At 36.9% G+C, this 14565-nt stretch carries 13 protein-coding genes; 9 read left to right on the plus strand and 4 right to left on the minus strand.

Annotated elements, in window-relative coordinates:
• Positions 1–122 precede the first annotated feature (122 nt).
• From FHY47_RS13440 to FHY47_RS13450, 3 genes are all read left to right on the plus strand, one after another.
• On the plus strand, positions 123–329 hold the full coding sequence (locus FHY47_RS13440) for a helix-turn-helix transcriptional regulator (RefSeq protein WP_066101605.1): 207 nt from the start codon (positions 123–125) through the stop codon (positions 327–329).
• Positions 326–733 carry a hypothetical protein gene (locus tag FHY47_RS13445; protein WP_066101603.1) on the plus strand — a complete coding sequence of 136 codons (408 nt, stop codon included), beginning with the start codon at positions 326–328 and terminating at the stop codon, positions 731–733. Before FHY47_RS13440 ends, FHY47_RS13445 begins: the two co-directional genes overlap by 4 nt.
• Positions 734–842: 109 nt before the next feature.
• On the plus strand, positions 843–1769 hold the full coding sequence (locus FHY47_RS13450; RefSeq protein WP_254654684.1) for an aminoglycoside phosphotransferase family protein: 927 nt from the start codon (positions 843–845) through the stop codon (positions 1767–1769).
• 122 nt (positions 1770–1891) lie between these two features.
• On the opposite strand, the gene FHY47_RS13455 is transcribed toward FHY47_RS13450, so the two are convergent.
• From FHY47_RS13455 to FHY47_RS13470, 3 genes are all read right to left on the minus strand, one after another.
• Positions 1892–2374 (minus strand): hypothetical protein, encoded by a 483-nt coding sequence (locus tag FHY47_RS13455; protein ID WP_066101599.1) that lies wholly within the window; start codon positions 2372–2374, stop codon positions 1892–1894.
• The gene (locus tag FHY47_RS13460; RefSeq protein ID WP_066101598.1) at positions 2364–2747 is read right to left on the minus strand and encodes a hypothetical protein; all 384 of its coding nucleotides are present in this window, start codon (positions 2745–2747) and stop codon (positions 2364–2366) included. The genes FHY47_RS13455 and FHY47_RS13460 overlap by 11 nt, the downstream gene beginning before the upstream one ends.
• 794 nt (positions 2748–3541) lie before the next feature.
• The gene (locus FHY47_RS13470; protein ID WP_066101596.1) at positions 3542–5284 is read right to left on the minus strand and encodes a glycoside hydrolase family 13 protein; all 1743 of its coding nucleotides are present in this window, start codon (positions 5282–5284) and stop codon (positions 3542–3544) included.
• A gap of 334 nt (positions 5285–5618) precedes the next feature.
• On the opposite strand from FHY47_RS13470, the gene FHY47_RS13475 reads away from it, so the two are divergent.
• The 6 genes from FHY47_RS13475 to FHY47_RS13500 all read left to right on the plus strand — a co-directional run bounded on the left by FHY47_RS13475 (position 5619) and on the right by FHY47_RS13500 (position 13588).
• Positions 5619–6884, plus strand: a complete 1266-nt coding sequence (locus FHY47_RS13475) for an extracellular solute-binding protein (protein WP_066101595.1) — start codon at positions 5619–5621, stop codon at positions 6882–6884.
• Between the two features lie 196 nt (positions 6885–7080).
• Positions 7081–8370, plus strand: coding sequence for a carbohydrate ABC transporter permease (locus tag FHY47_RS13480; protein ID WP_066101593.1), 1290 nt, complete (start codon positions 7081–7083; stop codon positions 8368–8370).
• Complete coding sequence (locus FHY47_RS13485) at positions 8370–9215, plus strand: sugar ABC transporter permease (protein WP_066101590.1); 846 nt, start codon at positions 8370–8372, stop codon at positions 9213–9215. The genes FHY47_RS13480 and FHY47_RS13485 overlap by 1 nt, the downstream gene beginning before the upstream one ends.
• 36 nt (positions 9216–9251) lie before the next feature.
• Entirely contained in the window at positions 9252–10793 is a 1542-nt protein-coding gene (locus tag FHY47_RS13490) for an alpha-amylase family glycosyl hydrolase (RefSeq protein ID WP_139891449.1), read from the plus strand.
• A 77-nt stretch (positions 10794–10870) separates the two neighbouring features.
• Entirely contained in the window at positions 10871–12550 is a 1680-nt protein-coding gene (locus FHY47_RS13495; protein WP_148630874.1) for a glycoside hydrolase family 13 protein, read from the plus strand.
• Positions 12551–12568: 18 nt separating this feature from the next.
• Positions 12569–13588: a LacI family DNA-binding transcriptional regulator gene (locus tag FHY47_RS13500; protein ID WP_066101581.1), complete on the plus strand. Its 1020-nt coding sequence runs from the start codon at positions 12569–12571 to the stop codon at positions 13586–13588.
• 66 nt (positions 13589–13654) lie between these two features.
• Here FHY47_RS13500 and FHY47_RS13505 read toward each other — a convergent pair whose 3' ends face one another.
• Entirely contained in the window at positions 13655–14521 is an 867-nt protein-coding gene (locus tag FHY47_RS13505) for an SDR family oxidoreductase (protein WP_139891448.1), read from the minus strand.
• Positions 14522–14565: the final 44 nt, after the last annotated feature.

Here is a 14565-nt window from a genome sequence, read left to right on the forward strand (position 1 = left end):
AAGGCTGCCTATATCATGGCAGCCTTTTCTCGTGCAAAATACGGTATAACTGAAGAATCTCGTTATGTAATTTATATTTTACATTATGGAATATATATGTTACTTTAACATCGAGGTGTATTATGGAAAATTTAGTAAAAGTTGCTCGTGTAAGAGTAGGTTTGACGCAACAGCAATTGGCTGAAGCTGTTGGTATTACAAGGCAAACGGTTAGTCTTATTGAGAAAGGGAAATACAACCCATCATTAAAGCTATGCTTGCAAATTTGCTATACAGTAAATACAAAATTAGATGAAATCTTTTGGATTGAAAAGGAGGATATTGAATGAAAAAGATTACAGATGAGAGGCTTATCTTCAAAAATTTACAAAATATTAAAATAGCTTATACCATACAAACACTTGGTATTCTATGTATACTTGGATACGATTTTTTTCAGGGCGGCCTTGAACAAATGCGTTCAAATCCTTTTTGGTTTTTATTTATATTAACTTCTGTTGTGTCTGCTTATTTATCAATGAGTGTAAGTATCGAACATGAGAAAGAAAACATTAATCCTAAAAAATCATTTATGATAAGTTTAACAGTATTGACAGCTATTGTAGTCATTTCTGCCTCTCTCATTTCAATTACACCTGGCTATGGATGGGGGGAAGGTCTGCTTGTAGGAGGTGTTATTTTTATCTGTGGTCTTACACCTTTGTATTATGTTTACCGGTTAAGAATGAAATAAGGAAATAATTTTGTAGATGAATAAGTATATAGAGATATGGTTTAGCAGCTTTATAAGGTCTAAGAAAAAAGTGATTCTACATAAAAAAACATGAGACGGAGGTAGTATATTGATCGATTTCTCTTTTTGCTTCAGTCAAACCGAAAGTGAAAAAATAATTAATCGCTTTGGGTTGGATTTTTATAAGAAGGTCTTGTTAGATCTTGTATATTATGCTGACAAGTGGAGTTTAACAGCTATTCAATTCATTCCGTCTTATTCCGCAAAGGTAGTGTTTAAGTGTCAATCTAAAAAATATGGTGATGTGGTCCTGAAACTAGGTGATCCTTCTTTAGGAGAGATTATTTCAGAATATCATACATTATGTCAATATCATGCGCGGGGATTTTGTAGAGTGATTGAAGCGGACATTGAAAATGGTGTCATTCTTGAAGCCCGTATACAGCCTGGTACATCTTTGAGAGAAGAGAATTCACTTGAAAAAAGATTATCTGTTTTTTGTCACTTTTACAAAGGACTTCATATCTCCCCATCTAAATCTGTGGTTTATCCTAGTTATATGCAATGGGTCGATCGAATAACAGAATACATGAGCAAACAAAAAGATTGTAGAGAGCTATATTTATATATGAAAAAAGCGAGGAATATTTATTTATCGATTTCAGCTATGTATTCTGAAAAGGCGTTGCTTCATGGTGATTTACATCATGATAATATCCTTCTTGGTATGGATGGAGAATATATAATTATTGATCCTAAGGGTGTCATCGGTGACCCAGTGTTTGATGTTCCGCGTTTTATATTAAATGAATTTGATAATAAAAAAGATAGGGAAACGTATAAGAAAATAAACAATATCATTGAAGTTTTAGAAAAAGAGCTTACTATCCCAGATTCTATTATAAGGCAATGCCTATATGTCGAAACTCTTATGAGCGTGTGTTGGTGTATAGAGGATGGTGGAGAATATTCAAGTGTTAAGAAAGATATTATATTAGCAGAAGCTTTGTTGAATAGCTGCTCTTTAAATCTCTGAACTAAATAGAAAGTTATTGGAGGATTAATCCATTATACTAGAAGAAAAACAGAATGAAACAATATATATAAAGCCGGAAACCTTCAGAGTAAATTTAGTCTCCAAGGCTCCCGGCCATTATATTACTTGAATATATGGTTAATGACTTCATCCATGGACATTGTACTATCAACTTCAAATACGCCAGGCTTCAGTTTGTTTTCCAGCTTTCTGCTTTCAATTGTTTTCGTAAAGCTAGAAGCATCATTAATGATTTTTCCTTTAACCAACGCTTGAGCAACATCAATACTGGTCATTCCGCTAGCTACATTTATTACTGTTTTGTAGATAACTTTTTGATCCTGCTGTTCAGAGGTTTCTTTTGCAGTTTGCTCTGCTTCTTTCAGTTCAGCGGAATATTCATCCTCTGTTTTTATAACATATCCCAAAGAAGATAGCTCATCTTTCATTTCATTTTCTGTCATTTCTTTAGTGATGGTATTTTTGGGAGATTCTGCAGCTTGAGTAACCGTTTCTTCCTCAGAGGAGGAATAATATACGGCGCCGCACACACCTGCTGCCACAATGATCCCAGCAGCAAAGCTACTTAGAACTTTAGGCGTCATTGGCTACTTTCCTCCTTCTTTGGCTAGGGCCTTCGTATGGAGCAAGCAATTCTACTACTTCTTCCTCCGTAAGTTTGTGCATAGAGGCAATACTTTTAGTGGAATAGCCGCGCTTATATAAGTCTAGCATTTTCACCATAGCTTGGCGTTCTTCAGAGTGATGAGTCATGATACCAGCTTCCTGAGCAGTAACCTCTGCATTTAATTCTAGTCTATTGATTTGCTCCTGCAGTTTGTTCGTTTCATCGAGCATGACTGCATAATAACTTTCTAACTGCCTTTTTTCCTCTTTCGTTTGCTTCTTCATTTTCATAAATGCAATAAGAAGTAAAACGACAGCTGTACTAAATAAGATAATTAAAGCTATATTCATTTGTTTATATCCTCCTATAAAAATCCTCTATTTATTATACATATAAAAATAGCATTTACGACAGAAATTGCCCAAAAGAAAAAAATTTGTAATCTTCTTTTCAAAAAAAGTGCTCTTTAACAAGCGATATGGATGACTGTTATACATAACTTGTTATTTTATTGGTAATATAGTAAATATTTAGGTGTGAGTTAAAGTAGGTAAGTTATAGATAAGTTTCATTTAATAGGAGGAAGGCAATGGTTAGATTGGAAGAAATGAAATCAGATGAGTTTCAAAATTATCAAGTTATGCAATTAAAAACTATGCAAATGAACACGTAAAGGCTGGTAATTGGAAGGAGGCAGAAGCAATTGATCAGGCTGCTGCAGAATTTAAAAGGTTATTACCTGATGGAAAAGATACCGCTAATCATCACCTATTCTCTATTCGTGAGGAAGAGAGAGAAGTAGGTATGATTTGGCTTGCTCAGCTTTCAACGATTAATATTTGGAAGGATAATCAAGGACTTGGTTATGGAAAAGAGGCAATGTAAGAAATTAAAATCTTCGCCCAAAATCAGGGTCTTAACTATATAGGGCTTCACGTCTTTGGTCACAATAAGTGGGCACGAGATTTATATGAGAAATTAGGATATATAGAAACGGATATTATCATGAGGAAAAAATTAAGATAAAAACAGTCCTTAAGTGGATTATTTGTATCTATGGTAAGTTTTATGGAGATAATTGCTGAAGAATGGAAAGCATTTTGTTGAAAAAAGCCGCCCAAAAACAGGCGGCTTTATAGATACTTTATTTAGAAACAGAAAGAATCGTATATCCGTCTTCAGAAAGTGTAAGCTGACCTTTATCATTCCATTGACTTTTAGAATCCATGTAAAGTGGCTTAGCACTCTTCCATTCTTTCAAAGAAATAGACTTTGATTGTTTGCCAAGATTAATGCACACATAGGCAAGAGATTCAGAGCTTTCTCTTTTATACATAACTACATCAGGATCATGAGCTACAAAGAGAAGATCACCTTCATTGGCGAGGACCTTATGATCTTTACGTAAGTTAATTAAGGATTGCACATGCTTACGAAGCTCGAGGTCTTGATTTTTGTCCTCCCAAGGCATACATTTACGGCAGCCCGGATCATCTTCACCATCTAGTCCAATTTCATCGCCATAATAAATGCATGGCGTTCCCGTAAAGGTAAGTAATATCGTGAAAATTTGTTTGATTTTATCAAGATTACCTTCACATTCTGTTAAAATCCTAGGTGTGTCATGGCTTCCGATTAAATTGAAGGCCGCCATATTCACAATATGTGGATACATATGATAAACCTTCGTCATTTTTTCAGCAAACTGTGTAGGTGTGATGGTGTTTTTGGCGAAAATTTCCAAGATTGCAGTTAAGAATGGATAGTTCATTACAGCATCAAATTGGTCTCCACGCAGCCACGGCATGGAATCATGCCAAATTTCGCCGAGTATGTATGCATCCTCTTTTTCAGATCTAACTGCTTTACGGAAATCACGCCAGAAATCAAAATCTACTTCATTGGCTACATCTAGTCTCCAGCCATCAATATTGCATTCACGGATCCAATACTTAGCCACATTTAGCAAGTATTCTTTTACTTCTGGATTCTTTGTATTTAATTTTGGCATTGTTTCTACAAAACCAAAGGCATCATAGTTGAGATTTTCTTCAACCATTGGAAGGCTGCGCGTATGGAACCAATCCTTATACTTGGAATCTTCTCCTTTTTCTAATACATCCTGGAATGGCTTGAAATGATAGCCGCTATGATTAAATACCGCATCAAGCATGACCCTTATACCGCGCTTGTGGCTTTCTTCAACGAGTCGTTTTAATGTTTCCTTCGTTCCAAATTGTGGGTCAAGCTCCATATAATCAATGGTGTCATATTTATGGTTGGAATAAGCATGAAATACAGGGGTGAAATAAATTCCAGTAATGCCTAAATCCTTGAGATAATCTAAATGATCGATGACCCCTGCCAAGTCACCGCCAAAGAAATTGGTTGGTGTCGGTGCGGCACTTCCCCATGGCAAAGTACCTTTAGGATTTAATTTTGCATCCCCGTTTGCAAACCGTTCGGGGAAGATTTGGTACCAAACAGTATCTTTAACCCACTCTGGTGCGCTGAATACTTCTGTATGATGAAGATATGGTAAAGCAAAGAGAAGGCCGACTTTAGGAAGTTCCTCGTAAAAACCTTTTTCAGAATAATAGGCTGTTTTAGCATTCTTATCTGTTAAACGGAAAGTATAGCGAGCTCGGCGGTGGGGAAGATCAATGGTAGAACGCCAATAATCATACAGTTCATCACTGCCGGTATAGTCCATATTTTTTGCTTTGTAAATCCATTCACTGCCCTGAAAATCATAGGGATCACCATATAGTAACTCCATCTTTTCAATATCATCTTTTTTACTCATGATCATAATCGTAATGGAGTTTAATGATGAACTATACATAAATTGATCTCTTGCAAAGTGAATAACAGATGCTTTTTCCATGTAACCTTTCTCCTCTCAATATACAAGTGAATATTAATGCAAACGCTTGCGCCTTCTATTCATTAACTATATCAGTTAATGATAAATTTTCAATATCGAAAATTTCAGATAATAACAATGTGTTTTTACCCATAAAACGATGTAAAATAACTTAATAAATAATTCACAATTTTATTATTGTTAAATTTTGATAAATAAGTATAATAAAGGTGTTGAGTCTGCAATCGTTTTCATTAGAAAATTAATACAAAAATTATTATATTTGAACATCAAGTGCATTCTTATGTGCAAACGTTTGTTTACTTAGCGATATTATAAGAGGAGGGGTTGACCCATGAAAAAAGCATACTCCATGTTAATGGTGCTCATGCTCGTAATTGGCGTACTGGCTGCTTGTGGACCAGACAGAGAGAAAGAAACAGGCAGTAAGGAAGATACGAATACGGATAAACCTGAAAAACTAGTCATTTGGGAAGATACAGATAAAGGACCTGGCTTAGAGCCGGCTATAAAAGCATTTGAAAAAGAGCATGGAATTAAAGTTGAATATAAAGAAATGGGTATGGCAGATAAGATTCGTGAACAAATCAGATTGGATGGACCAGCTGGAAAAGGTCCGGATGTTATCACATTGCCGCATGATCAAATTGGTCAATTAGCTATTGAAGGTGTATTAGCTGAACTAAAAGTAGACCAAAGTGTAATCGATACTTTTACAGAATCTTCTGTTCAGGCACAAACCTATGATGGTAAATTATATGGCTTGCCAAAAGCTACTGAAACACCAGTCTTTATTTATAACAAGAAACTTATGGAAAAACCGCCTGCAACAATGGATGAATTATATACATTTGCAAAAGAGAACACAAAAGGCAAAACATATGGATTTACAGCTAAATGGGATGATTTTTATCATGCATATGGTGTAATTGGCGGTATGGGTGGTTATGTGTTTGGAGAAAAAGATGGATCTCTAAACCGTGATGATTTAGGACTAAATAATGAAGGTGCAATTGAAGGCGCTGAATTTATTGCTAAATGGTATAAAGAAGGCCTGTTCCCTAAAGGGATTATTGGAGAAAGCGGCGGTTCAGCACAGGATGGTTTATTTAATGAAGGAAAACTGGCTTCCGTACAAAATGGACCTTGGGCTTTCCAAGGATATAAAGATGCAGGTATAGATATTGGAGCAACTGCATTGCCGACACTTCCAAATGGAGAACACATGAAAACCTTCATGGGTGTTAAAGGATGGCACGTGTCAGCTTACTCTAAAAATACAGATTGGGCTACTAAATTGGTTGAACACTTAACTAATTATGATAGCGCGAAAGTTCGTTATGAAAAAACACAGGAGATTCCTCCGGTTAAAAAATTGATTGAAGATCCAATTATTGCTGACAATGAATTTTCTAAAGCAGTAGCAGAGCAATCCCAATATGCGATTCCAATGCCTAATATACCAGAAATGGGAGAAGTTTGGTCCCCGATGGCAGCGGCTTTAGAGACAATCGCAACTGGTAAAGCAGATGCTAAATCTGCAATGGATGAGGCAGCGAAGACAATCAAAACAAATATTGATACCAACCATAAAAAATAATGCTAGGTAAGGGTTAGGCGGTATCCAATTATTCTGGATATGGCCTATCCTTTTATAACAAGGTATTGGTTATATTGCATTTTAGTGAAAACTCGGGAAGAGACTTTCTCTTTGTTCATCTTCCCTTTAGAAAGTTTGTTTCTGGGCTTTCACAGAATATAGCCAATTCTTTTCGTAGAAAGGGGAAAAACCCACGATGGATATAATTCCTGCTCAAACAAAAACCAACTATGCTAAAAAGGCTGCTTTATTTTCGATTATTCCAGGGTTTGGACAGTTTTTTAATAAACAATACATAAAAGGAATTATCTTTCTTATTTTGACAGCCTCTTTTTTTATTGCTTTTGCAGATATGTTAAATATTGGATTTTGGGGATTGGTCACTTTAGGTGAAATTCCGAAGCTTGATCATTCTGTTATTTTATTGATAGACGGCATTCTAACGTTAATTGTAACGATTATTGGTTTAGGTATTTACGCTTTTAATATTTACGATGCTTATAACAATGGTAAAAAGAGAGACCAAGAGATTGCATTAAATTCTATACGCGAGCAATATCAAAATTTAATTGATAATGGATTCCCCTATCTAATTGTTTCTCCGGGATTTTTGTTATTAATTTTCGTTGTTATATTTCCGATTATCTTCTCTTTCCTTTTGGCATTCACAAACTATGATTTGTATCATTCCCCGCCTGCAAATCTGGTCGATTGGATTGGATTTCAGAACTTTATTGATATTTTTAAAATAGAAATATGGAGAACCACATTCTTTAAAGTGTTTGGCTGGACTATTGTATGGACATTTACAGCAACGACTTTACAAATTGCACTCGGAGTCTTTCTGGCAGTATTGGTTAATCAGAAAGATTTAAAGGGCAAGGCTATCATTAGAACCGTCCTGATTTTGCCTTGGGCCGTTCCTGCCTTTGTATCCATCCTTGTATTTTCAGGTATGTTTAATGAATCATTTGGTATTATCAATACGACGATTCTTCCGGCTCTTGGATTACCTCCAGTGGATTGGATGACGGAAGCAAACTGGACAAGACTTGCTTTAATTCTCATACAGGGCTGGTTAGGATTTCCGTTTATTTTTGCCATGACAACAGGAGTCCTTCAATCTATACCGGAGGATTTATATGAAGCGGCCACGATAGATGGGGCTAGCTTGATGCAGAAATTCAGAAAAATTACTTTACCGCTCGTTTTGTTTGCCACTGCGCCTATACTAATCACACAGTATACGTTTAATTTTAATAACTTTAATTTAATCTTTTTATTTAATAACGGAGGCCCTGCCATACCGGGTCAAAATGCGTGGGGTACGGATATATTAATTTCGTGGATTTATAGATTGACAATGACATCGGCTCAATATGGAAAAGCTGCCGCAGTTACGATGATTCTTTCACTAATTGTCATGTCTGTAGCATTATGGCAATTCAAACGGACTAAGTCTTTCCAAGAGGAGGATATGATGTAATGAAGAGTTCAAAAAAGAATAAAATGATCCGCTTAACCTTATCTTATATAGTCATAGCCATCATGTTTGCCATTGTCATCTATCCAATTCTTTGGATTATAGGCTCATCCTTTAATCCGGGGAACAGTTTGTCCGGTTCAACGATGTTTCCCAAAAATCCAACGCTCGACCATTATAAAGAGCTATTTGATATGAAAAACAGTGATTATCTGATTTGGTACTTTAACTCTCTTAAAATTAGTATTATGACAATGATTTTAACGGTTATTACGGTTTCTTTTACAGCCTATGCGTTTTCACGATATCGGTTTGTTGGGAGAAAAAATGGATTAATGACCTTTTTGATTTTACAAATGATCCCGAACTTTGCAGCCTTGATTGCCATTTATGTATTGGCCGTTCGGACAGGATTGCTGGATACACATATCGGCTTAATTTTACTGTATGTGGGTGGACAAATTCCGATGAATACGTGGTTGATGAAGGGGTATCTTGATACCATTCCACGTGAACTCGATGAAAGTGCGAAGATGGATGGAGCTGGTCATTTACGTATCTTCTTCCAAATCGTCCTGCCTTTGGCAAAACCAATCATAGCGGTTGTAGCGTTATTCGCTTTTGTTGCTCCTTTCGGAGATTTTATTTTAGCGAAAATATTAATTAGCTCAAGTGATCAGTATACGATTGCAGTTGGTTTATATGAACTGGTTGGTAAGAAATTTGGAGCAGAATTCACCAAGTTTGCAGCAGGTTCGGTTTTAATTGCTATTCCAATTGCTACCCTTTTCCTATTCTTCCAAAAATACTTTGTTTCCGGATTGACGGCTGGCGGTACAAAGGGATAAGGTTATTTTGATGGGAGAAATAAGGGGGAAATTAGTATGTTAAAAAAAGTAATGGCCATTCTGCTGGCGCCGTTTATCTTACTTTCGACAATTCCAGTATCTGCGGAGGAAATAGAGGGAAGAGATTGGCAGGATGAGTCCATCTACTTCATCATGGTGGACAGATTTTATAATGGTAATACGAAAAACGATCATAGTGTGGACCTTGATAATCTTAATACATACCAAGGCGGGGATTTTGCCGGTATTATGCAAAAGTTAGATTATTTGCAGGAAATGGGCTTTACCACTATTGCACTGAATTCAATCGTTGAAAACACAGAATCAGGCTATCATGGAGATTGGGCTCTGGATTATAGAAAGATCAATGCGAATTATGGAACATTAAAGGAATTTAAACAGTTAGTGCAAGAAGCTCATAAACGTAATATGAAAGTGATCGTTGACTTTAATGCGAATCATGTCGGACCTAATCATCCATGGCTTAAGGATTCGGCAAAAGAAGATTGGTTTCATGAAAGAAAAGATGTGACCTCTGCAAGTAACCAGGAAGGGAAGCAGGCTGGATGGATAGATGGATTACCAGATTTAGCACAGGAAAATCCTGAAGTATCTGCTTACTTGCTGGATGCTGCGAAGTGGTGGATTACAGAAACCAATATTGACGGCTATCGCTTGAATGATTTGGAGTATGTTTCTGTTGATTTTTGGAGTAATTTCAGTAAAGAAATGAAATCGGTTAAAAATGATTTCTTTCTACTTGGTAATGGTACTATAGAAAATACATCTGATTTGGTTGGCCTTCAGGAATCAGGCATTGATGGTGTACTAGATAAACAACAAATGGAAGCGTTGAGAGAGGTATTTGCTAAACCGGATCAGAAGATGAATTCATTATTCACTATCTGGAATGAACGAATGCAAACGATGAGTCAGCCACATCAGTTGGGAGTTATGGTTGATACAGAAGATATACCTAGATTCACTAAGTCAATGCAGGATCATAATCAATTCCCTGGAACGAGATGGGAATTACTAATGACCCATATGTATACCATGCCTGGTATCCCAATGGTTTATTACGGATCCGAAATAGCCATGAATGGTAATGAGATACCTGATAATCGCCGTATGATGGATTTCAGAACAGATAAGGATTTAATTGAATATATTGGTAAAATAGCTGCACTGCGTAAAGAATATCCTGCTTTAAGGAAAGGAACTCTTGAACTTTTGAACGAGCAGGATGGAATGGCCGTCTACAAAAGAGAGTATGAAGACCAAATAATGATAGTTGCGATTAATAATAGCTCGAAAACAAAAACCATTCAACTTGATGCAGCTAATCTTCCAGCAAGTGAAGAGTTACGTGGCAGGCTTAATGCAGATATGGTCAGAAAAAGTAATGATACCTATTCAATTACTTTGGATCGTGAAACATCAGAAGTCTATTTGGCAGCAGAAAAAAGCGGCGTAAATTATGTATTCATTGCTGTAATCGTTTTAGTTAATATCTTGTTCTTTGGGTTCCTTTATTTGGCACGAAGAAAAGGCAAACGGCAAAACAATCATAATTGAACGAAAATGGAGGGATGTTATTTCTCTCCTTTTTTTTAATAATAATCATAGACTAGCATAAGTGAGGATGAAAGTGCTTGAATAAGAAATGGTGGAAGGAAGCAGTTTGTTATCAAATATATCCAAAGAGTTTTAAAGATTCCAATGGAGATGGGATTGGAGATTTACGAGGGGTAATTAATAAACTTGATTATTTAACCGAACTGGGGATAGATGTTATCTGGATTTGCCCTATTTATCAATCCCCCAATGCGGATAATGGTTATGATATCAGTGATTACCAAGCAATCATGGACGAGTTTGGAACGATGAAGGATTTTGACGAATTACTGGAGAAAGTTCATAAACGGGGTATGAAATTAATAATGGATCTGGTTGTTAACCATACAAGTGATGAGCACCCGTGGTTTTTAGAATCCAAAACATCAGTAGATTCACCTAAAAGAGATTGGTACATATGGAGTGATGGAAGCCCTAGTGGCCCACCGAATAATTGGGAGAGTATTTTCTCCGGCAGTGCATGGGAATATGATGTGGAAAGTGGGCAATATTATTTGCATGTATTTGCAACAAAACAGCCTGATTTGAATTGGGAGAACAAGGATATGAGAGAGGCCGTTTATAATATGGTCAATTGGTGGTTAGATAAAGGGATTGACGGATTCCGTATTGACGCTATTAGCCATATAAAAAAGAAGGCTGGTTTTCCAGATGCAGCAGGATTAGATGATAACGGGATAAAAGGTTTCAAGATGTATACGGACCAGGATGGGATTCATGATTTCCTTCAAGAATTAAAGATGAAAACATACTCAAACTATGACATTATGACGGTGGGAGAAGCAAGTGGGGTAAGAGCCGAAGATGCAGACCCCTGGGTAGAAGAGCAAAAAGGTGCTTTTGATATGGTATTTCAATTCGAGCATTTGAGCCTATGGGAAAAAGAAACTGAAGTTGATCTCGACCTTGTATCATTAAAAAGAATCCTGTCAAAATGGCAAACTTTATTACATGGTAAAGGCTGGAATGCGTTGTTCATTGAAAATCATGATAAACCACGTATTGTATCCGTACTGGGAAACGATCAGGAGTATTGGCAAGAAAGCGCTAAGATGCTAGGAACTATGTATTTCTTCATGCAGGGTACCCCTTTTATTTATCAAGGGCAGGAAATTGGCATGACAAATGTAGCCTTTCCTTCTATTAATGATTACGATGATATTAGCATGAAGAATTACTATCAGTTAGAAACTGCCAAAGGAAGAGACCATCTTGAAATTATGAAGGTAATATGGAAAAACGGACGTGATAATTCCAGAACACCAATGCAATGGGATGATTCGTTAAACGGTGGTTTTACATTAGGAATACCTTGGATGAAGGTGAATCCAAATTACCAGGAGATTAATGTAAAGCATCAGCGTCAGGATTCCAATTCGATTCTTTCCTTTTATAAAAAAATGATTCGCTTGCGCAAGCAGTATGATTGTCTTGTTTATGGTGAATATAAGCTTTACCTTGAAGATGATCCTAATGTGTACATGTACTCCAGATATACAGATGAACAAACCGCTTTAGTAATCTGTAATTTCAATAAAGATAGTGAAGCTATTACTTTACCGGTGTTCAATGGGTTGACAGGGGAGCTAATCCTTAGTAATTATAATAATCATAGTGAAGAAACAGACGAACAGGGTAATATCTATTTATCACCATATGAATCAAGAGTCTATCTCTTCAAACAGATCGCTGAATAGGAAATGGGGAACAATCGTATGGCGATAACGATAAAAGACGTAGCGAAATTGGCAAATGTGGCACCTTCGACAGTTTCCAGAGTAATTGCCAACAATCCAAGAATAAGCGAGAAGACAAAAAGAAAAGTAAGAGAAGCAATGGAAGAACTCGGCTATCATCCAAATTTTATAGCGAGAAGCTTGGCAAACAAGTCAAGTGAGGTTTTAGGAATCGTTATGCCCAAGTCTGGAGATGGATCTTTTTTAAATCCATTTTTCTCTACGGTTATGAAGGGTTTAAGCCAGGCTGCGCATGAAGACTTGTATGGCTTACATATTACTACGGGGATATCGGATGAAGGAATATTTAATGAAGTTGAAAAAATGGTACATGGCGGCAGAGTGGACGGAGTTATTTTGCTTTACTCTAAAGTTGACGATACCGTATTGAACTATCTATATAAAATAAATTTCCCATTTGTTGTTATTGGAAAACCACCAATGCATGACAGCAGTATTACGTATGTGGATAACGATAATTTTCAGGCCGGCAAGGATGTAGCCGATTATTTACTTGCGAACGGGCATAAGGATATCGCCTTTATTGGAGGGAGTGCCCATCTGGTCGTCACGATTGAACGGATGAGAGGGTACGAGGAAGCATTGAAGGAAGCTGGAATACCTATTTTAAAAGAATATGCGATTCATGAAGATTTCATGCTTGAAGGCGGTAAAGAAGCAGTCAAGCAATTAATGAATCTTGAAAAACCTCCTTCAGCATTGATAGTTGCTGATGATTTTATGGCACTTGGTGTACTGAACATGCTTGATGAAATGGATATCAGTGTTCCAGAGGATATCTCAGTAGTAAGCTTTAATAATGTCTTAATTTCTCAATTGTCAAAGCCTCCTCTTTCCTCTGTGGATATCAATATAGAGAAATTGGGGTATCAGGCAGTCAAATTGCTGATTTCCAAAATAAAGAACCCTCAGGGACCAACAATGCGTATGATTATTCCGCATCAATTCATTATTCGATCATCTGTTACAAAAAAATAAGGTACTTTTATAAAGAAACGGTGAAGACATCTTAAAGGTGTCTTCACCGTTTTCTATCTTTATCCATTATCCATTAACGACACTGCCGCCATTTACATGCAAGGTTTGTCCAGAAACATAGGACGAGTCATCACTTGCCAGGTAAACATAAGTAGGAGCCAATTCATCAGGCTGCCCAATACGGCCAAGCGGTGTATTTTGACCCCAGCTTTCTTCAATTTGCTCAGCAGAGAAGGATGCGGGAATTAACGGTGTCCAAATAGGGCCCGGTGCAACGGCATTCACATAGATTCCCTTAGGAGCAACACTATTGGAAAGGGCACGGGTAAAGGATACGATCGCTCCCTTTGTAGATGAGTAATCAATTAACAATGGATTACCCTGGTAAGCTGTTACACTGGCAGAATTGATAATCTTGCCGCCCTTCGGAAGATGTTTCATGGCTGCTTTTGCCATATAAAAATATCCGAATATATTGGTTCGGAATGTGCGTTCCAATTGTTCTGACGTTATGTCAGTAAATTCTTTTTGAACATGCTGTTCTGCAGCGTTATTGACAAGAATATCGAGTTTACCGAATGTTTCAACGGTCTTTTCTACAGCATTTATGCAAACATCTTCATATCCAACATCGCCTGTGATTAACAGGCATTTTCGGCCTTCCGCTTCTACAAGCTCTTTTGTTTTTTCGGCATCTTCTTGTTCTCTATCGACATAAAGAATAGCTACATCGGCGCCTTCTTTGGCAAAGTAGACTGCAACTGATCGGCCAATTCCGCTGTCACCGCCAGTAATAATAGCCACTTTATCTTTTAATTTCCCACTGCCTTTATAGGAAGAAGTAACGGTAATAGGTTCGGGATCCATTTTATACTGCAATCCCGGTTGTACTTCTTGCTCTTGTCCTGGCGCATTATTAAATCTTTCACTCATAACTGAATACCTCCTATATTTTTCATCTATGTGTATACTTTTCC

Source organism: Bacillus sp. E214, from assembly GCF_008087365.1.
GTDB lineage: Bacteria > Bacillota > Bacilli > Bacillales > Pradoshiaceae > Pradoshia.

Bases quoted from the DNA above. Each gene is read 5' to 3' on its own strand.
- FHY47_RS13460 (WP_066101598.1), bottom strand. From the start codon at position 2,747: ATGAATATAGCTTTAATTATCTTATTTAGTACAGCTGTCGTTTTACTT.
- FHY47_RS13470 (WP_066101596.1), bottom strand. From the start codon at position 5,284: ATGGAAAAAGCATCTGTTATTCACTTTGCAAGAGATCAATTTATGTAT.
- FHY47_RS13500 (WP_066101581.1), top strand. From the start codon at position 12,569: ATGGCGATAACGATAAAAGACGTAGCGAAATTGGCAAATGTGGCACCT.
- FHY47_RS13475 (WP_066101595.1), top strand. From the start codon at position 5,619: ATGAAAAAAGCATACTCCATGTTAATGGTGCTCATGCTCGTAATTGGC.
- FHY47_RS13440 (WP_066101605.1), top strand. From the start codon at position 123: ATGGAAAATTTAGTAAAAGTTGCTCGTGTAAGAGTAGGTTTGACGCAA.
- FHY47_RS13505 (WP_139891448.1), bottom strand. From the start codon at position 14,521: ATGAGTGAAAGATTTAATAATGCGCCAGGACAAGAGCAAGAAGTACAA.
- FHY47_RS13490 (WP_139891449.1), top strand. From the start codon at position 9,252: ATGTTAAAAAAAGTAATGGCCATTCTGCTGGCGCCGTTTATCTTACTT.
- FHY47_RS13480 (WP_066101593.1), top strand. From the start codon at position 7,081: ATGGATATAATTCCTGCTCAAACAAAAACCAACTATGCTAAAAAGGCT.
- FHY47_RS13485 (WP_066101590.1), top strand. From the start codon at position 8,370: ATGAAGAGTTCAAAAAAGAATAAAATGATCCGCTTAACCTTATCTTAT.
- FHY47_RS13445 (WP_066101603.1), top strand. From the start codon at position 326: ATGAAAAAGATTACAGATGAGAGGCTTATCTTCAAAAATTTACAAAAT.
- FHY47_RS13455 (WP_066101599.1), bottom strand. From the start codon at position 2,374: ATGACGCCTAAAGTTCTAAGTAGCTTTGCTGCTGGGATCATTGTGGCA.